15 protein-coding genes are annotated in these 19,130 nt (G+C 48.4%); all 15 read right to left on the bottom strand.

Translation table 11 applies throughout. The features are described 5' to 3' along the window. Positions 1-14: 14 nt before the first annotated feature. The 15 genes from ACAN56_RS01090 to ACAN56_RS01020 all read right to left on the bottom strand — a co-directional run bounded on the left by ACAN56_RS01090 (position 15) and on the right by ACAN56_RS01020 (position 18,844). Positions 15-1,490, bottom strand: a complete 1,476-nt coding sequence (locus tag ACAN56_RS01090; RefSeq protein ID WP_052092104.1) for a spore germination protein — start codon at positions 1,488-1,490, stop codon at positions 15-17. Between the two features lie 386 nt (positions 1,491-1,876). Then, entirely contained in the window at positions 1,877-3,619 is a 1,743-nt protein-coding gene (locus ACAN56_RS01085; RefSeq protein ID WP_379139846.1) for a glycoside hydrolase family protein, read from the bottom strand. Next, a complete protein-coding gene (locus tag ACAN56_RS01080) occupies positions 3,600-6,824 on the bottom strand; it encodes a family 43 glycosylhydrolase (RefSeq protein ID WP_379139844.1) in 3,225 nt (1,074 codons plus the stop codon). The genes ACAN56_RS01085 and ACAN56_RS01080 overlap by 20 nt, the downstream gene beginning before the upstream one ends. 285 nt (positions 6,825-7,109) lie before the next feature. Further along, on the bottom strand, positions 7,110-8,867 hold the full coding sequence (locus ACAN56_RS01075; protein ID WP_379139842.1) for a glycoside hydrolase family 2 protein: 1,758 nt from the start codon (positions 8,865-8,867) through the stop codon (positions 7,110-7,112). Between the two features lie 44 nt (positions 8,868-8,911). Then, positions 8,912-10,741: a sensor histidine kinase gene (locus tag ACAN56_RS01070; RefSeq protein ID WP_379139840.1), complete on the bottom strand. Its 1,830-nt coding sequence runs from the start codon at positions 10,739-10,741 to the stop codon at positions 8,912-8,914. 20 nt (positions 10,742-10,761) lie between these two features. Next, entirely contained in the window at positions 10,762-12,204 is a 1,443-nt protein-coding gene (locus ACAN56_RS01065; protein WP_379139838.1) for a response regulator, read from the bottom strand. A gap of 121 nt (positions 12,205-12,325) precedes the next feature. Further along, on the bottom strand, positions 12,326-13,900 hold the full coding sequence (locus ACAN56_RS01060; protein WP_379139836.1) for an extracellular solute-binding protein: 1,575 nt from the start codon (positions 13,898-13,900) through the stop codon (positions 12,326-12,328). 153 nt (positions 13,901-14,053) lie between these two features. Continuing rightward, on the bottom strand, positions 14,054-14,929 hold the full coding sequence (locus ACAN56_RS01055; RefSeq protein WP_038599854.1) for a carbohydrate ABC transporter permease: 876 nt from the start codon (positions 14,927-14,929) through the stop codon (positions 14,054-14,056). Between the two features lie 14 nt (positions 14,930-14,943). After that, complete coding sequence (locus ACAN56_RS01050) at positions 14,944-15,894, bottom strand: ABC transporter permease (protein WP_038592426.1); 951 nt, start codon at positions 15,892-15,894, stop codon at positions 14,944-14,946. 257 nt (positions 15,895-16,151) lie between these two features. Continuing rightward, a complete protein-coding gene (locus tag ACAN56_RS01045; protein ID WP_231578488.1) occupies positions 16,152-16,259 on the bottom strand; it encodes a cysteine-rich KTR domain-containing protein in 108 nt (35 codons plus the stop codon). Positions 16,260-16,276: 17 nt separating this feature from the next. Further along, a complete protein-coding gene (locus tag ACAN56_RS01040) occupies positions 16,277-17,047 on the bottom strand; it encodes an ABC transporter permease (RefSeq protein ID WP_038592423.1) in 771 nt (256 codons plus the stop codon). Further along, positions 17,048-17,809, bottom strand: coding sequence for an ABC transporter ATP-binding protein (locus tag ACAN56_RS01035; protein ID WP_379139832.1), 762 nt, complete (start codon positions 17,807-17,809; stop codon positions 17,048-17,050). It lies immediately after the preceding gene. Next, positions 17,806-18,159 carry a DUF1048 domain-containing protein gene (locus ACAN56_RS01030; RefSeq protein WP_341093362.1) on the bottom strand — a complete coding sequence of 118 codons (354 nt, stop codon included), beginning with the start codon at positions 18,157-18,159 and terminating at the stop codon, positions 17,806-17,808. The genes ACAN56_RS01035 and ACAN56_RS01030 overlap by 4 nt, the downstream gene beginning before the upstream one ends. 2 nt (positions 18,160-18,161) lie before the next feature. Next, positions 18,162-18,536 carry a DUF1048 domain-containing protein gene (locus ACAN56_RS01025; RefSeq protein ID WP_379139830.1) on the bottom strand — a complete coding sequence of 125 codons (375 nt, stop codon included), beginning with the start codon at positions 18,534-18,536 and terminating at the stop codon, positions 18,162-18,164. A gap of 5 nt (positions 18,537-18,541) precedes the next feature. Next, positions 18,542-18,844: a PadR family transcriptional regulator gene (locus ACAN56_RS01020; protein WP_269322569.1), complete on the bottom strand. Its 303-nt coding sequence runs from the start codon at positions 18,842-18,844 to the stop codon at positions 18,542-18,544. Between the last annotated feature and the right edge of the window lie 286 nt (positions 18,845-19,130).

The following is a 19,130-nucleotide window of genomic DNA, read 5'->3' as shown; positions in this document are numbered from 1 at the left end:
AAGACAGGAGCTTATCATGAAATTCGGTTACCTTTACTCCCTGTCGTGTTTTTAGGACGATAACGTAAGCTCCATCTAGGAGCGCGAAAGATGAGGTCTTTAACATAGCCTGTCGTTTCGGATGATACGGGTGTGAGGTAAGGAACACCGAATGAACGCAAACATGACAGATGGATAAGGATCGCCGTAATACCGATTAAGATACCGTAAATTCCTATAAATCCAGCTAGCAACAACATGGGAAAACGTAGAACACGCAAAGCAGTGCCGAGATTGTAGCGGGGTATTCCGAAGGAAGCGACCCCCGTCGTTGCCACGATGATGACCATGGGAGCTGAGATGATGCCAGCTTCTACAGCTGATTGTCCGATAACCAGTGCTCCCACAATACTAACGGCTGAACCGATTGTCTTCGGGAGTCGGACGCCCGCTTCGCGAAGTGCCTCGAACATAAATTCCATCAGGAAGGCTTCCATGACGGCAGGAAAGGGGACACCTTCTCTTGCTGCTGCGATGCTGATTAGAAGGACTGTCGGAAGAATCTGCGGATGAAAAGTAGTTAAAGCCACATAAACTGACGGAAGCAGCAGGGCGATCAGGAACATGAAGTACCTAACCCACCTTACAAGTGTTGTGAAAATGGATCTTTCGTAATAATCTTCTGATGCTTGAAGGCCGGACCAGAACGTCATGGGAACGATGAGCACAAAAGGAGTATTTGCCGTGACAATTGCCACTTTGCCTTCCAACAATGCAGCACAAACAACATCAGGTCGCTCTGTATTCTGAATTTGAGGAAAGGGTGAGTAAGGAGTATCTTCGATCATTTCCTCAATATATCCCGATTCTAATATTCCGTCTATTCGGATTTCACCGATGCGTCGAGTTACTTCTTCCACGATGGAAGCTTTAGCGACCCCTTCTAAGTAGAGAATTTCTACTTTTGTTCCGGTTTTTTCTCCGAGCTGGAACGATTTGTTGACCAATTCGTGGGTGCAGAGCCGCCTACGGATCAAACTCGTATTTACTCGAAGAGACTCAGTAAAGCCATCTCTAGGACCCCTAACGACGGGTTCAGTCGAGGGCTCTTCAACATTACGCTGCTGATAGTGCTGGAAGTCTGCTATCTGGGCCTCGGATTCTCCTTCGGCAAGGAGAGCCACGTATCCTGCCAAAACGCCCTTGACAACTTCTCCGGCTTTTGTTGCCGAGGATTTATTAAGCACCGGAAGCATCAGTTGTCTAAGCGTGTGTGTAAACGGAGGCCCTTCACAGTTATCACCCGAAAATCCTCGGTATAAAAATGGTTTAAGAATGATTTGTTCCACTAAATTAGTATCACATAATCCTTCCACGTAAATGAACAGAAGGGTTTGACCATCTGTATGCAGCTTCCGAAACATTACGTCAGATGAATTATGGAGAAGCTCCCGCAGAATTGCCTCACTATCCTCAAGATCCGTTGTAAGAACCTTCTCCATCAATGTCATGAGCACCCCTCCTAAGTTCATCTTTTATTTTGCCTTTGGAAGGTTTTTTTATTCAATACTTAGAGAGTAACAAGGTTCCTAAACTATAATGAAATCCTGATATTATCAAGGTTTATCGTACGGTGTATCTTGTTATTTAGATTTTGGTCAAATTCCATACTTGCAAATATGGGAATGGCAACATGGTGTTCAGCAACATAACCGTTCAAAAGGAAAAATACTTGATCTCTTAAAACAGAAAATCCGCGTCAGCACTGAGTTGGTCCACACTCTATGAGTGACCCAGCATGGAAGCAGCCCTGTAAAGCTGCTTCCATGCATTGCAATGCGCAAAAAGCACACCGATTCCGGTGTGCTTCATTCTTTTAGGATTTATTACTGCTTGATTATTGTCCTGTAATGGGTGTGTCTGCCGTTACTTTTTCCCCTTGCGCCTGCTGGGTAGGACCATAATTGACGGCCCCGGTGAAATGAACATCTTCCGCGGACGGATAGTATTTCGGTATGTGTAAATTCCGCTGGTACAGTCTCAAGTGCTCTCCGCGCGGAAAAATATCGATGACATCACAGCCTCTCCATGATACCGAATATTCCTCGCCCCGCACCGTTTCTTTCACCACCGCCGTCTCCAAAGGATGCTCCAGCTCCACAAGGTCCCCTGCCGCTACGTTGCGGAATATCACCAGATTGCCCTCCCTTGAGGATGCGCAGGCTATTCCATTAATCCTCCCGCCCAGATCCTGACCCATCCAGTCGTAAACCCGTACCGCAACATCACACCGCCGCTTGGGCGTGATGGAAATATAGCCTGTTTCGGGATAATTCATGCACACCGTGGCTTCCTCAGTTTCCTTATCAACAGGGATATTGACGAGCACCCTCCCATCGCGGAATTCCACCGACCGGTTCCATACAATTTCCAGGGCCACCGGAGCCATGCCGACGCAGCAGCCTGCAATGGAGCGGAACTTGGACAACGAAATGGAATTGACGAGGGAGCCTCCGGTGAAGCCGCCAATCATTCTCTTGTCAATCTCCCTGTAGCTAATCCCCTCTGCGTCAGGCCGGGTATTGTCTGTAACTACATAGGAAGACACCTTCAACTGATTTTCCACCAGCTGGTTCCGCGCAAACAGGGTCATATCCTCCCAATATTCCTCGTACCCGGCCAGAATCAATTCATTAGCGCATTCGATCATATCCTTAATGCAGCAGGTTTCACAGTGCTCCTCATGCAGCGGATGCCATTGGGCATATTCGGGTACCCAGCCGAAGGAGGAGGACAGGGAACGGATATAGTCATATATCCCTTTGCCTGCGGCAATGTAGCGTTGGTTGCCGGTGATGCGGCCAAGCCGGACTAGTCCAGAGGCAACCCATCCTGCCGAATGGACATGGCCGAAAAACTCCATTTTGTAATTAAAATAGCGCGAGGGTCCTAAGAGGTGGTTGGCAATGCCAGTAGCCAAATCAAGCGCAACCTCGTCACCGGCGATTTCATATCTGCGCACCAGTGAGTGAAGCACAATTGCATTGCGGATCCCCTGCTCCCCCCGCCCGGTGTGCCTTGACAGATCGAACCCGCCGTCTTTCAAATACACGTCATTGGGGAATTCATAAACCGGCTCCTTTTCCTCAAAATCTCCTGACCAGAAGGTTCTGACCTTTCTTTCGATTACAAGTGAGCGGAGCCCTCTTACAAGCTCAGAAGCCCTCTTCTCCGGCTCCTGATCCCCTGGGTTGTTCTCCAGCATCCTGTTAAGCGCCGGAAGGATATAGCCCATTTCATGAAAGGAGCTATGATTCGTATGGGTCCAGGGGTATGGCTCATGAAAGCGCAGCCCATGCTCTCCCCAAGACTTCATGAGATGGCGGTAAAAGGATAACTGAACCTGGGCGCCTTCTTCCGTCTTCAGCATTTTCCGGACGGCGTCAATGGCTTCATACCAGGAGCCAACCAGCTCCGCATCGTCTACCCGGCAGTGAGCTGCTTCAGCAGGATTTTTATGCGGCAGCACAAGCCAATACGGAAGGTTGTCCGCCTTCTCATCCACCATGGATGTCAGATACCCCAAAACAAGTTTCGCATTCCTTAAAGGCTCAAATTTTTCATATGTCGGATTCGACATATCCATCCCTCCATGATTCCCGCTGGTTTATAATACCGATCGTACCGTTGACAGTCCCTGTAATGAAACTAACCTTTTGGTGCCCAAGCCCCAAAGGCGCATCCTGTTCGGCTTTTTCCGCCACCGATGCAATCTTGACTTGGATATTATCGAAATCCACCTGCCCATTGGGGAAGCCGTCGATGCCGAAGACATGTCCCGTTAGTACAGTACTGCCCTCCGTACGGAATGCAAAGTTCTCCGCAATGACCTCATCCCCCATATAAACGCTGTAAGTCTGCGCATCCATATCAGCAATGATTTTGAAATGATACCAAGTATCGTAGCTGAAAGGTTTCACATTTTTCCTAACGGATGATTCAGCCACTTTAATCCATGGATCATTGCCGGCGTTCTCAAAGGCTACTGTCATTGCGTAGGCGCCTGCTTGGTTTTTCGGCTGGAAAGCATTCGCATACTGAAGACCCGTTTGAAAGCGTGCGGAATACTCTACAACGACTCTTTGGTCGCCGGTCGCAGATACCTGACCTATATATGGAAGGAACATATTTACATATCCTTTCGTGGGTCCAGTACTAAGCCGCAAAAACGTATTCCCGGATTCTTCCACGATCTGCGCTGCACCGCCACTCTGGATTCGGGTGGCTTCAATTCCGAAAGGCTGTTTACCCGTTGTGTCATTCTCGAAATCCCGGTAAACATTATAAGTCACGCCATCCTGTGTAAGGTTGAGTGATGCTGATAGAGCTGCTTCCGCTTCAGCAAGGGAATTCCGCGCCAGGTTAAACTGCTCTTCAGTCATATTTCCGCCTGTGGACAACTCATCCGCATGGTCCAGCGCAGCCAGGAGGGCATTATACTTGGATTGACTATAGTTGCCCACACCGTTGCCCAAAGGATAGGAGAAATTGGCTAGCTTGTTGCGGAGCTGATTCACAATTTCATCAAGGCCCCATCCCGGAATAACTTTTACGGAAACGGTGGAAGAAATATTACGCCCCCCCAGTTTCAGGGTGACAGGCACCTGGACAGTGCCAAGAGAGTTGAAGTCAAGTCCCTCCAGCTCCCAGCTGACGACTTCTGCCTTCTTCGACTCGCTATTGTAGATAACATCAACAACGCTGGGCAGCTTAGGGGTCACTCCAGAAGGAGTCTTCACTAATGAAACAACCTGAATCGCGTCAGAAGCTGCAATTACCGTCAAGTTGAGTGTCGCTTTCTTGCCGCTGTATTCGGCTGTAATAAGAGCTTTGCCCGGTTTAACCGCATATACCGATTGGGTGACCGAATCAGAATCAATCCTGGCGACCTCGGGATCGCTGCTGGTATACTGAGCATCATCTGTCACATTCTGAACTTCATAGTTGTTATAGCGTGCTGTTACCTGCAATGGCCGGCTAGTCTTCCCGCTGGTCAGGATGTTGTCCAATCCGCTGATGACAACGGACTGTACAGATTTAGGCTCAGCAGCAACGGTAACCGTGGCCGTGGTCGTTTTCCCGTTATATGTCGCGGTGATAGTGGTACTACCCGCCTCGACAGCCTTAACCCTAACCCCTCCGTCAATAACGGCGACCCTGGTGTTGGAAGAACTGAAGAAAACTCCTGTGTTAAGAGGGGCATAAGTAGTGCCTGTTACCATATACAGGGGGAAACTGCGGGTTTCACCCAACCCCAGCGTGTACCCCGGAGATTCGAATAAAATTTCCGACGTATCAAGCTTGAATATATCCATACTGTCGATTTCGGCAAGGTTGTTACCCTTCGAGAAGCGGATGATGTTGTCGCCTTTCTTAAGATAGACTTTCGCCGTGGAGGCTCCCCAACGATTCGAACCGGAATAGACAATGTTCAAATTGGCGCCGGAACTGCCGTTGACCGACAAGAAATGAGAGGCATCCGCCGCATTAGGTGAGCCGTTGGCATTGCGCACGGACAGCGCATAAAATCCCGCCTTCGGCACGTTAACTGTAAACTGTGCATAATCATTGGCGTTCTTGATGTTTGCGATCTTCATCCCGCCAGAAGCGGTGCTTTCTCGCCAGACACCGGGTGAAGTTTCGCCACTCGGATCTTTCACCAGTAACGCGTTTTCCGCTTCATAGCGCTTCCGCACCGGCTCGCCCGAAGGCCTCACAATCGGTCTGTTCGGATCGACGGGTTCTCCCAGGTTCGGCGTATTGTCTTCGTTCCAGGTGAATTTCTGCGTGCGGACATTGCGGGTCCATCCTGATCCCGGCCAGCGGGCGGCATGGTAGATGATCCAGTCCTCCGCACCGTCAGGAGACGTGACGATGCTGTGGTGGCCCGGGCCATAAACGCCATTGGCGCTGGAGAAGATCGGTTTGGCCTGTTTTACCCAGGAGCTGGTATTCATCAAATCGTTGCCAATCTTGGCAGTGATCAGCCCGAGGCAGTAACTGTCTGTCCAGCTTCCGTTTGCTGAATAGACCGGATTGATGGTGTCGCCCTTTATAGTTATTTGGGGGCCTTCATTGATTCTGCCCGGAGACGTTTCCCAATCATGGTCAGGCGTCGAAATTAATACCCGTTCCGAACTAATGGTCCGAGGACTGCTCATCTTTGCAATATATAAATTTTGGAAGCTTCCGTCCGTCTCCTCCCAGCCGGACCAGATGAAATAGTGTTTCTCATTTACAGTCAGCACAGTGCCGTCGATCGCCCAACGGTCGGTAGAATCGGTAATCTTCCCTTTGAACTCCCAGGTTCCGGTCATCGGATTATCACTGGCGTTCTCCAGCACGTACATACGGTGGTTTGCGTTGGTTCCGTTGTCAGCCGCGAAGTAGATATACCATTTGTATTTGCCATCGGTATCTTTGAGATAGTGCATTTCTGGCGCCCAAACATTGGAACTGTACATGGTACCCTTAACCGGTGTCCAGGCCAGGCTCCTCTCGCCCGCATCAATGCCTGTGATGGTCTTCGCTCTGCGGATCATGATGCCGCTGGCGTTGACAAATACGTTGTAATAATAGCCGTCCGTGTGCTTGTAAACCCAAGGATCGGCTCCTGCCTGCATGATAACATTGTAGAAATCTGACACGTTCTTCCCCCCCTGCACCGACGCCGAATCTGGCGTATCTGGCGTCGACTCTGCCGCCGCAGCCGCTCCGCTCCATTGCGGCAGCATCAGCAGCACTGCGAGACATAGTAGCAGATATCTGAATCTTTTCCTGAGCATTTGCAGTCCTCCCTCGAATCATAGTAAGATACTGGACTATAGAAATGCGTCATTCCCCAGCCCTATGGGCCACATAAAACCGCTTTCATTTTTTCATCTCCCTGTTGTACTGATTTTTCTGGCTATTGCCCTCATTCTACCTTCCGAAGAAAATTATAAAAATGTACTATCTTAAATTGTTTTTGTAACCGTTTTAGAAAAGGAGCCCTGACCGCAAACAAAAAGGACACAATCCCCAATTAAAGGATGTGTCCTGAAGGCGAACCTTTACAAACTCATTCTATATTACATCCCGGCAACGATTTGTCTTATTTTGTCCAACGGAACCTTGAGGGCCCGGTCATAGGTCAACAAGCCGTTGATCTCCTGTTCCACATCGGTCAGCTGGGTATAACAAATGCCTTGGACATGAGGCGATTGCAGCAGCGGCTCTATCACGTCGGCCAGCTTAGCCAGGAAATCCTCATCGTTGTCTGCACCGGAATAGCCCCAGCCCTCCCAATCGCTTTTCTTATAGGCAATACCCCCGAACTCCGTCACCAGAACCGGTTGACCCGCATATGCGGTTCCCCCTACAAACAGCTCCCTGCGCGGCGGCTTTCCTTCCAACATCCGCTCCAAGGTGCTGTAGCGCTCCGTCAAATCCTCCCGCCTCCATTCATAGTCATGGATGGTGACCAGATCCGTGGTCATCTGCTCCCAACCGTCATTGGAGATAACCAGCCTGCTGTCATCCAGGGATTTGGTCAGATAGTACATCGCCATGGCATGGCGCTGCTGCCGTTTATCGATTAAGATGTTGGGCACCCCCCAGCTTTCGTTAAGGGGAACCCACACCACCAGAGACGGGTGGTTGTAGTCCCGCTCCACCGCCTCCTGCCATTCCGCCGTTACCTTGCGCACATATTCCTCCGAATACGCATAGGCATTGGCCATCTCCCCCCATACCAGATAACCGAGCCGGTCGGCCCAATACAAGAAGCGGGGGTCCTCTATCTTCTGGTGCTTGCGTGCGCCGTTAAAGCCCATTTGTTTAGCCAATTCAATGTCCTGCTTCAATGCCTCATCACTGGGAGCCGTCAGAATCCCGTCCGGGAAGTACCCCTGATCCAGCACCAGCCGCATAAAATAGTTCCGGTTATTCAGCATCAGCTTGCCGGCTTCCACCGCTATTTTGCGCATGCCGAAGTAGCTTTCCGCTTGGTCGTCCTGAATGCCGTCCACGATGAGCGTAACGGTTACGTCGTACAGATTCGGATGCTCCGGCGACCACCAGCGCCCTAATCCGTGATCGTTAAAATCATGGAGTCCGATGGTGCGGGCTTCTTCCGCATGATCCATCGAGTAGCTGGTAGTAGCCAGATATTCGTCCTTGAAGCGGATGTCGATGCGGACTTCCGCCTTGCAGCCAACCGGAGCTTGATTAATAAACGTGCGGATTTGGATTTCATTACGGTCAATGTCCGGCTTGAACTTTAGCTTCTTGATATAAAGCTCCGCAACAGGCTCCAGCCATACGGTCTGCCAGATTCCCGTCGTCCGGGTATAGAAGATGGAAGCCGAATCCTCCTTCCAATATTGCTTCCCCCGTGGCAAGGTCACATCCCTGCTGAAATCCTCGGCCCGCACCACCACAGTATTCTCTCCATCCAGCAGAGCGAACGTGATATCCGCCTGGAACGGCGTATGGCCGCCTTCATGATAGGCTGCTTGCCTGCCGTTTACCCAGACCGTAGCCTGATAATCTACAGCGCCGAAGTGCAGGATAACCCGCTGCCCCGCCCATTCCGCCGGAATCGTGAAGCTGCGCTTGTACCACACCAGATCATGGAAGGCCGTTTCTCCAATGCCGCTCAATTTGCTTTGGTAAGTGAAGGGGACCTGAATCTGGCGGCTGAAGGCTTGCTGGCCGCTGCTCCATTGTGCGGTATCGCCAACACATTCGTCATCAAATTCAAACCCCCATGTTCCATTTAAATGCTGCCAGTCTGGTCTTACGAATTGCGGACGCGGATATTCTGTCCGCAGGATGGATGAAGTCATAGCTCACATTCCCTTCTTTTATGTAATACAAATCAAATTTCCTGCTACTCTTCCAAAGGTTTGCGGTCGTTTATCAGCTCTGGAATCTTCACGGTTACTATCGTCCCATGGCCGAACCGGCTTTCTATGGTGATTCCGTAACCCTCTCCGAACAGCAGCCGGAGCCTGTTATGGATATTGGTTAGCCCAATGCCTCTTGTCGGTTGGCCGTCTGGCGCGTGCTCCGGGTACTCCATACCCAGCTTGGCCTGGAGGGCGGCCAGCTCCTCCGGCTCCATCCCCCTCCCTGTATCTGTAATACAGAAGCACACATCCCCATGCGCATCCATGCTCCCGGTAATCAGGAGCCGCCCCCCTTGGTCCATCCGCTCCAGCCCGTGGTAAACGGAATTTTCCACAATGGGCTGAAGTATCATCTTGGGCGTTTTCATTTTGAGCAGCCTGTCCTCCACATCAAGCTCCATGGAGAACTTATTCTCGTACCGGATTAAGATAATCTTCATATAAGCCTGAATACAGTCAACTTCTTCACTGATCTGTACAAGATCATCCTTTTTGATGCTGTAACGGAAGATTTTAGACATGCAAAACGTAATTTGCGCAATCTCTCTGCTTCCGTATTCCAATCCGATGCTGCTGATACAATTCAGCGTATTATAGAGGAAATGGGGATTGATCTGGCTTTGCAGGGCAGCAAACTCCGCCTGTTTCTGGCTCAGCTCCGATTCATATAATCTAGCCTGAGTATTGAACATATCTCGGGCCATTTCCTCCATCTCATCCATCATCCGGTTAATGTCGCAGGCTAGCAACCCTACCTCATTGGTAAACCGGACTTTAATACGGAAGCCCATATCCCGCCTCCCTACCTTCTTCATATCCATGACAAGTCCCATCATCGGACGCATCAGATTGTTCATAAAAAAACTGCCTGTTATGATCATGCTTAGAATAATTCCAATCCCCACGATAATGCTGACCTTCCGCATGGGGTTCATGTCTGCAGTCAGTTCATGCACCGGAATCATACTAACAACCCGCCACCCGTCTGCCTGCTCCAAACCCTTGACCTGGACAAGAATTTCTTCCCCGTCGATGGTTGCTTTTACGCCGTTAAGCAAGATGTCCTTATCCATAGACAGAACATCTCTGAACAACGTGCCTCGGGCATTGGAATTCGTGGATGCAATCACCTCGTCCCGGCTATTCAGAATGTACAAGGTGGAGCTCTGCGTTAATTCCGTATTTTCCACAAGCCCCTGCATCTTTTCCATATTGACCATCACTGTGCAGTAACCCGTAATTTGAGAGAAATAGATTCCCCCGATAGCCTCCACAATCGGCGCGATATAAAAAAACTGTTCCGTTTCTGTTCTGTCATCTTTTAAAATCGTGGTGAACATCCCCTTATCCCGAAGCGAAGGATCATCCTTATACTTGCGAATAAAGGTTTCATAACGATTGATAAAAAAAATATCGCCGCTTGCGGACGCCAGACTGTAAAGCCGCCTTCCTCGAATATCATTAATTACAATTCCGTTCACATACGAATTAAAGGATCTCATATATTCCATGAGATCCAGCGCATATGGACCACTATCAAACGCCCTTTTGTAATCATCATCCACTACGGAAAATTCCTGAATCAGTTTGCTATTGACCGCAATGCTGGTGCTGACCCTGATATCATTAAACACAGAATCAATCTTGCGGCGTGTTTGCTCAATCATCTGGTTGCCGTAAGTGGCGGCTCTCTTCTGGGTTAAATTAGAGAAACTATAAAAAAAATAAAATTCCATGACTGTGAATATAACGATAGAGAAAAAAAAGATAAGCCATATCTGATGTTTCAATTTCACTTTACTGGTCTTCATGGCCCGCCTCTCCGTTCATATTAACTTTTTCTGAATTTGGTAGGCGTCATCCCGCAATGCTTCTTGAAAACTTTATTGAAATAATAATAATCAACATACCCGGACTTAATGGCAATTTTCTCAATGGACAGGCCAGTTTGCTTCAGAAGCTCACGTGCTTTATTGATCCTGAGTTCCGACACATATTCGGAGAAGGTTTTGCCCAGATTTTTTTTGAATAATTGACAGCAATAGACCTGATTGATGAAGAATTGGGCGGACAAATCCTTCAAATACAATTTCTGCTCAAAGTGCCGGTCGATATAGGCTATCATCCGGTTGAAGCAGGACAAGATATCCCCTTCCTGCAAGGAGCGGCTGTTCCCTTGCCTGATGGAGGCGAGGACGTCATGCAAAAAGCTGCACATAGATTCAAAGTGTTCAAATCGTTCCTTGATCTCAGAATAATTCAGGAATTCCAGTTCCATATCCTTCAATTCCTCAGAATATGCGTTTACAAGTATCCCGACAGCTTGATTCCACAAGTAGACAACCTCACACATGCCCAGATGATGATTCCTAAAGTATTCATGCAGCCCTTTGATGTACATATCCATGTTGTCAAATTGATTCTCTTGAATGATACTATAGAGCCCATCGATACATGGTTTCACCAGATGAAGCTTCGGCTCATAGTGAACGGCGCCTGCAGCTTCCTCCAGAAAAACCTGGGAGGCGGACAGGTCTGCTTCTTTAATCAGCTTGCTCATATGCTTAAGCTGGCTGGAGATACTGCTAATGCCCACAACATTGATGCCAGTCTTATTCAGAAGCGATTCATCCCAATTCCCTTCCAAACAAGCCCTATGCTCTGTCATCAGAACAACCAACATTTTTCTGGTTCCGGCTTCAACTTCCACAGCATAAACAGGCCTTCCTTCCAAAGACAGCAGCTTTCTGAAATCCTTTTTTTCGCCCTCGAAATAGATAGCAAGCACCTGGTAATAGCATACAGCTGCGAATTCGGAAAGCGGTAGAAAACGCTTTATCTCGTCCTGATCCGCTGAGGTCAGCGCATCTAGAAGGAGGTGATTGCGTGCAGCGTTTCTACGGGAGAAGTGCATGGCGAGCTTCGTGATGAACTGATCAGCCATATCAACATCCAACGGCTTCAGGAAATAATCCAGCGCGCCGTAGCGCATCGCTTCCTGGGCATATTCAAATTCCGCATATCCGCTTACGATGACAAACTCAATGTTCAACCCTTGTGCTTTGGCCTTCTTCATCAGATCCAGTCCGGAAATGTCCGGCATACGGATATCAGTAAACACCAAATCCGGTTCTGCCGTTCTTATGGCATCCCACGCTTTGTAAGCGCTTGTATATTGTCCGATGATTTCAAAACCATACTTCTCCCAGTCAAAGGCGTTGCGGATTCCTCTAATCGCCCACGACTCATCATCTACAATCATGACCTTGTACATGGGTATCCTCTCCTGAACATATAGATTCCTCCGAATAATAGAAAAACTGTTCGAGAATAGCAAACGAAATTCGGATAAACCACATTAAAGAACAATAGATGGCTTATCCGAATACAATGAATTACTTTTTGTTGGCTATGACTTCTTTGTAGTTCTTCACATTCTCATCTTGAACAGCCTTGCCGCCGGCGTCCATATATTCTTTCACCAGCTTGTCATACAAGGCATCGAACTCTGCCGGCTTGGCAACGACCAGCCTGTCAATCATTTGCTTATTCATGTCACCGAGCGTTTTGCCGTATTTGATATTAGCTTCGTTCGGGACGCCATAGTAGAAGCCGGTATAGCCGTCTGTCGTGTTGATCTTGTATGAATCGATAGCCAGTTTCTCATAGCTCTGATCTCCAGATGCTAAAGCGGCTGCATACGTTCTGACATTCTTTTCGGTATCGCCTAGCTCAGCGCCGTTTACAACCAGAGTATAATCCAGATTCAGATTGCTCATTTGCATATTTTCTCCGGTCTGGGCAATCCCCTGGGGTATGCCGTCTAGCAGCTTGTGGTTGATGCCTTCTTGGCCGAACTGCAGGAAGAACAATACTTCCGGGTTAGCCATCCAGTTCAGATACTTCATGGCCAGCTCCGCATTCTTGCTGCTTTTCGGAATAAAGGAGAATAGCCCGTTCTCATTATATACCTCTTTCAGGTACTTCCCCTCATAGTTCTTGAAGGTATCTACAGGAACATAGTTGGCATCTGGCGCATTTTGCAGCAGCGGATCACGAATTTTCTGCAGCAGCGGATAATCCCAGTTGGCAGCGTAGAAGCCTACCTTGCCGTTGCTGACATCGGCATCCGCTTGCTTGGTTGTTTTGTCCAGAGCAAAATCGGGGCTGATCAGCTTTTCATTGTACAGCTTGTTCAGCCATTCGAATGCCTCCTTGTTGCCGGGCTTCAGCCAGTTGGTGGTGGTAACGAATTCCTCCTCCGACATGTCACCCCAGAAGGATTGTACCAGGTTGCCGAAAGTGTAGTTCATGCCCGCAGCCGCTGTGGCCCACGGAATGACACCGTTTACATTACCGGGATTCTTGTCGCGGAAGGCAACCAGCACATCATACAATTCATCCCGGGTAGTCGGAACAGGCATGCCCAGACTGTCCAGCCAATCCTTGCGGATAAACATACCGTTCCAGGCAATCAGCGTCCGCTTACCTGGGATGGAGACTTGTTTCCCATCATATTTCCCGTAGGAGAGAACTTTCTCACCAAGGTAAGACTTCAATTGCTGGCCCTGGCTCTCAAGCAATTCATCCAGTGTATAGAGGCCATTGCTTTTTGCGTAGCGGGTTACTAAAGTCCCGTCATAGGTGAAGGAAATATCAGGAGCCTGGTTGGCAGCCATCAACACATTCAGCTTGTCTACTTCCTGGGAGCGGGGTACAGAAACATATTCTACAATGGCGTTATTGGGCTTGCCGAATTGTTCATTGACGTATTTGGTCCACGCGTTGTTGTTGAGGTCGGGTTGTCCCTGAACACCTCTGTCAAACACTTCCACAGTCAAGGTTACAGGAGGATCAGAAGGTGATGCGGATGCAGCGGTTGACGCCTCTGGTGAGGCCGTCTCTCCACTCTTCTTGTCATTCCCTCCACAGCCTGCCGCAACACTGGCCAGAAGCATTATACTAAACATAATTGAGGTTGTCTTCTTCATGCCCGTATTCACTTTAAACCACCCTTTCATGCCCCTATTTATTGAAATCGTCCATGCTGTAAATCCCTTGCATCTTTACATCCATTATCCACCAGTCCGGGAATCCCCCCCTTCAATCTGAACTGTTTATCCTTAGCCCTTGATCGCTCCGGTCATCACACCATCTACGAAATACTTCTGCAATTTGGGATAGATCAGTAGAATCGGGATGGTTGTAAACATAACACTGGCCGCTTTCAGAGACTCAGGCACAATGTAGGAGCCGATACTTCCTTCTCCTCCCTGTTGGCTGTCGAGCTGCTGATTGGCAGAAATGATCTGGTACAGCTTTAACTGCATAGGATACAGATTTTTTTTGGTAATGTAGAACAGTGCATCCTGGAATCCGTTCCATCTGTCCACCGAATAGAAAAGGCTTAAAGTGGCAATCGAAGGCAACGAGAGGGGAAGTATAATCTTGATGAGAATCCCCAGATCCGAACATCCGTCAATAGCAGCCGATTCCTCCAGACTCTCCGGAAGAGAAGTGAAGAAGGTCTTCAGGATAATCAAGTTAAACACGCTCATGGCGCCCGGCAACACCAGACTCCATACCGTATTCATCATGCCAAGGTTCTTAACCAGAATATAGGAGGGGATCAAACCGCCGCTGAAATACATGGTGAAGACCAGGGCTGACAAAATAAAGTTTCTTCCCCACAGCCGTTTCTTCGTTAACGGATACGCTGCGCAAATGGTCAAGAACATACACACGACGGTGTAGAAAATCGTAAGCACAATACTGTATCCAAGTGTATAAAGCATATCCACATCGCTCAAGATGGTTTTGTACGTTTCTGTTGTGAAGCCTACCGGCCATAGTCCTACCTTTTGCGAAATAATCGCTTCGTTGGAGCTAAAGGAAAGCGCTATCATGTACAGGAATGGAACGATACATGTGAAGGACAAAGCCACGATAAATACAATAATCGAAATATCCGCTACACTCATTTTTTTCTTTTTACGCATAGTGTCCGCCATCCTCACCATATCCCGTCCTCCCCTAATTTCTTCGCGATAAAGTTGGCAGAAACCAGCAGAGTCAGGCCGACCACGGATTGGAACAATCCTACCGCTGTTGCTTGGGAGAAATCTCCCGAACTAATACCCACTCTGTAGACGAAGGTACTGATCACATCGGAGTATTCGCTAACCAGCGAATTCCCCATCACAAAGGGACGGTCGAATCCAATAGAAACCATCCGGCCAATTTGGAGGATCAGCAAAATATTGATGGTTGGCTTAATGCCGGGCAGTGTAATATGCCACATTTTGCGAAGTCTGCTGCAGCCGTCCATATCGGAGGCCTCATACAAGTCCTTATTGATTCCGGTAATGGCCGCCAGATAAATGATGGTCCCCCATCCGACATTCTGCCATACGCCAACGGAGATATAAGTGATCAGCCAAGGTGTTTTTTGCGACAGAAACTCGATCTTCTCCAAACCAAGACTAGCCATGAAATGATTGACCATACCGCTATTGGAGAACATCAGGTATACGATTCCCCCAATAATAACCCAGGACATAAAGTGAGGCAGATAAAGCACGGTCTGGGTCATTTTCTTGAATTTTGCCTGTCTTACTTCATTCAGTAAAATCGCCAGCAAAATGGGCGCCGGAAATCCCGCGATCAAATCCAGAACATTCAGAACAAGCGTGTTCTTCAGTGCGCGATAAAAGCTGTCCTGCTGGAAAATAAACCGGAACACATCCAGCCCCACCCATTCGCTCCCTCCGATTCCTGCGAAAATGTTGTAATCCTGGAATGCCATAATCAAGCCATAGATGGGAGCATATTTAAAAATGGCAATGTACGACAGAGGCAGCAGTAAAAGGGCATACAGGATGGCATCTCTTTTTATTCTGAACCAAAAAGTATTTCTCTTTTTTATTCCGACATGGTTTCGTTGACTGTCTAAAACCGCTTTCATTTCTCTCATCCCTCCGGCTGTATTAAGGAGCTCTCATGTCCTTCATTATAGCTTCCGGGGCAAATAAGAAAATGTACTCCCTTAAATGAATTTTGTAATAACTTAAAATGTGGAAGGGTGTTTTGATTTGTCTCAAGTGCGGGTTCATAAAAACTATATTCTTTATCAGGGAACTGTCGTATTCTCCTTTGCTGTCAATCATATAGCTGGGGGAGTTATCATAAATAAAGAGCCGACAACTGTGATTTCACTCACGGTTATCGGCTCTGCGTCTTAGCGTCTGGCTCTTTGATAGCTGACATATTCAGTTCCTTTACATTAATTATCGTTTCCTGTTTACACTTGGGACAATTGACCACTCTCATTTTAATGCCTGCAAACATTAAGCTGCTTTCCGTTTGTACGTGCGCATCGCAAATAGATATGCGACGATCAATATCCCTAAACACCACGCGAGTGCAACCCAAATATCATTTCCGACAGGTTGCCCCGACAAGAGCGCGCGGATGGCTTCCACTATTGAAGTTACTGGCTGGTTTTCGGCAAAAGCGCGGACAGCCGACGGCATCGATTCGGTAGGCACAAACGCTGAACTAATAAACGGAAGGAAGATAAGCGGGTAGGAAAAGGCGCCTGCGCCGTCCACCGATTTTGCGGACAGTCCGGCAATCGCCGCGATCCATGTCAAGGCCAGCGTAAACAGCGCAAGTATACCGGCCACGGCAAGCCATGACAATACTCCTGCCGGCGAGCGGAAGCCCATAATGAGCGCTACGAGAATGATGACGGCAACCGAAATCGCATTGGACACCAATGAGGTCAGCACATGCCCCCACAGCGCGGCCGAACGCGCAATCGGCATGGAGTGGAACCTTTCGAAGATGCCGCTTTGCATATCTATAAACAGACGGTAAGCCGTATAGGCAATGCCGCTTGCAATCGCAATCAGCAGGATGCCGGGCAACAGGTAATTCACATAGTTATCTGTGCCGGTTTGAATCGCCCCGCCGAACACATAAACGAACAGCAGCAGCATCGCGATCGGAGTGATGGTGACCGTGATGATAGTATCCATGCTGCGGAAAATATGGCGCATGGAACGTCCAAGCATAACGCCCATATCGCTGAAAAAGTGTTTCTTAATCGTTTCCATTTACTTTCCCTCCTTTTTGCCGATGATTGCGAGGAATATTTCCTCCAATGTGGGTTGTTTTTCAACATACTCCACCTTTTCGGGCGGAAACAGCTTTTTCAGCTCCGCGAGTGTGCCGCTCGCGATAATCCTGCCCTCATGCAGAATGGCAATTTGATCTGCAAGCTGCTCGGCTTCTTCCAAATACTGCGTGGTCAGGAATACCGTCGTGCCATTATTCGCAAGCTCTTTGACTGTCTTCCAAACCTCGTTGCGTCCTTCGGGGTCAAGCCCGGTGGTCGGCTCGTCGAGAAAAATAAGCTGCGGTTTTCCCACAAGGCTCATGGCAATGTCGAGCCTGCGGCGCATACCGCCCGAATAAGTAGACACCTTGCGGTTGGCAGCTTCGGTCAGGCCGAAGCGGTTCAGTAAATCCTCCGCGATCTGAATCGAATTTGTCAGGTGTCGGAGCCTGGCAATCATGATGAGGTTTTCCCGCCCGGTCAATATCTCGTCCACGGCAGCAAACTGTCCTGTCAAGCTAATCGACTGACGTACATGGTCGGGCTTTGACGCGACGTCAAAGCCGTTTACGAAGGCGGTGCCTCCGTCCTGTTTAAGCAGCGTGGTGAGGGTTTTAACAATCGTCGTCTTGCCCGCGCCGTTGGAGCCGAGCAGGGCAAAAATTTCGCCGCGCCGCGCCTCGAAATTCACTCCCTTTAGGACTTCCGTGGTCTTGTAGGATTTTTTTAAATCCTTTACTTGAATTGCGATGTCTTTCATTTAGAATCGTCCCCCCTTCCGAGTTTGTTCATCATGTCGCGGTTTAATTTATTGCGAAAGTTATCGGTCCACATTTTCGTGCCGCGCAGAAGCTCGTCGCAAAACCCGACAACATCTTCGCCCGTCACGTCGAGAACGTGTTTGCCGTCCGCCGCGCTCGCTTCAAACAACTCGATCAATTCGTGCTGAATTTTCAACATATCTGAGCCGTCTCCTACTGCGAAACTCCACATGTATCCATGGATTTTTTCAAATACGAACCGATAGTCTTCAGGTAGCGCTTCTACCCTTGCCATTTGCTGCTTATACTCTTTTTTATCCCCGATCATTTTTTTGATAAGCTCCAGCATAGTCATTGCTCCTCCTTATTGAATTTTTCCATAATCTCTTTGTTTAGTTTTTCCCGCACTGTTTCGGTATTGGTAACCGACGCGCGCATAAACTCATCAGAAAACTTGCCGACGTCACTGCCTATGACATCAAGAACCTGCCTGCCCTCTGCCGCACTTGCTTCAAATAAATCCACTAAGTCCTTAAACATCGTCAAGTCCGTAAATATCGTCATGTCACCGCCGCCAAGGGGGCCAACGCTAAACATATAATGTTGAATTTTGCGAAATGCAAACCGATAATCTTTCGGCAAGGCGTCAACCCGCTTCATCATTTGTTTATAGGCCCGTTTTTCTTCCATGTCACCTATTATCAATTTTATGATTGAATCAAGCATTGTTACTATTCCTCCTTTAATTGGTTAATTTTCGACGCAACAAATCCCCATTTTTCCCAGAACCTCCGCAGCTCCTCACGCCCCGCATCGTTGAGCGCAAAAAACTTTCGCGGAGGACCCATGTCGGAGGGCTTTTTGGTGGTATCCACCAGCTTGCTTTTTTCAAGCCGGATCAGGATGGTGTACACCGTTCCCTCCACAACATCTGTGAAGCCGAGGGCGTTTAGCCGCCGCGTGATTTCGTAGCCATAGGTTTCTTTGCGGCTTATTATTTCAAGGACACAGCCCTCAAGCACGCCTTTGAGCATTTCCGTCAGATTTTCCAGCACAATCACCCCTTGCTATTCTGTATGACTGGTATTCAGTATTACTTACTACCACTATATAGTAACACAAAGTAGTGGTTTGTCAATAGCGGTTGTTCTGATAATGCCGCTTTATATTTATAGTTGAATCTATAACCTTGGTCCCTTAAAACAAAAAAAACCGCGTGGGGCGCGGGTCATGAAGGATTATGTTCTTGATTGAGATAATAAATTATTTGTCTGTCGACTCTTCATCAAGCTAAACGGGCAGTATAGTTGAAAAAGGAAC

The organism is Paenibacillus paludis (assembly GCF_042610515.1).
GTDB lineage: Bacteria > Bacillota > Bacilli > Paenibacillales > Paenibacillaceae > Paenibacillus_AQ.
The sequence above is the reverse complement of the archived record's forward strand: the minus strand, read 5'-3'. Positions and strand labels throughout refer to the sequence as shown.

Bases quoted from the DNA above. Each gene is read 5' to 3' on its own strand.
- ACAN56_RS01090 (WP_052092104.1), bottom strand. From the start codon at position 1,490: ATGACATTGATGGAGAAGGTTCTTACAACGGATCTTGAGGATAGTGAG.
- ACAN56_RS01085 (WP_379139846.1), bottom strand. From the start codon at position 3,619: ATGTCGAATCCGACATATGAAAAATTTGAGCCTTTAAGGAATGCGAAA.
- ACAN56_RS01080 (WP_379139844.1), bottom strand. From the start codon at position 6,824: ATGCTCAGGAAAAGATTCAGATATCTGCTACTATGTCTCGCAGTGCTG.
- ACAN56_RS01075 (WP_379139842.1), bottom strand. From the start codon at position 8,867: ATGACTTCATCCATCCTGCGGACAGAATATCCGCGTCCGCAATTCGTA.
- ACAN56_RS01070 (WP_379139840.1), bottom strand. From the start codon at position 10,741: ATGAAGACCAGTAAAGTGAAATTGAAACATCAGATATGGCTTATCTTT.
- ACAN56_RS01065 (WP_379139838.1), bottom strand. From the start codon at position 12,204: ATGTACAAGGTCATGATTGTAGATGATGAGTCGTGGGCGATTAGAGGA.
- ACAN56_RS01060 (WP_379139836.1), bottom strand. From the start codon at position 13,900: ATGTTTAGTATAATGCTTCTGGCCAGTGTTGCGGCAGGCTGTGGAGGG.
- ACAN56_RS01055 (WP_038599854.1), bottom strand. From the start codon at position 14,929: ATGCGTAAAAAGAAAAAAATGAGTGTAGCGGATATTTCGATTATTGTA.
- ACAN56_RS01050 (WP_038592426.1), bottom strand. From the start codon at position 15,894: ATGAAAGCGGTTTTAGACAGTCAACGAAACCATGTCGGAATAAAAAAG.
- ACAN56_RS01045 (WP_231578488.1), bottom strand. From the start codon at position 16,259: ATGAGAGTGGTCAATTGTCCCAAGTGTAAACAGGAAACGATAATTAAT.
- ACAN56_RS01040 (WP_038592423.1), bottom strand. From the start codon at position 17,047: ATGGAAACGATTAAGAAACACTTTTTCAGCGATATGGGCGTTATGCTT.
- ACAN56_RS01035 (WP_379139832.1), bottom strand. From the start codon at position 17,809: ATGAAAGACATCGCAATTCAAGTAAAGGATTTAAAAAAATCCTACAAG.
- ACAN56_RS01030 (WP_341093362.1), bottom strand. From the start codon at position 18,159: ATGCTGGAGCTTATCAAAAAAATGATCGGGGATAAAAAAGAGTATAAG.
- ACAN56_RS01025 (WP_379139830.1), bottom strand. From the start codon at position 18,536: ATGCTTGATTCAATCATAAAATTGATAATAGGTGACATGGAAGAAAAA.
- ACAN56_RS01020 (WP_269322569.1), bottom strand. From the start codon at position 18,844: ATGCTCAAAGGCGTGCTTGAGGGCTGTGTCCTTGAAATAATAAGCCGC.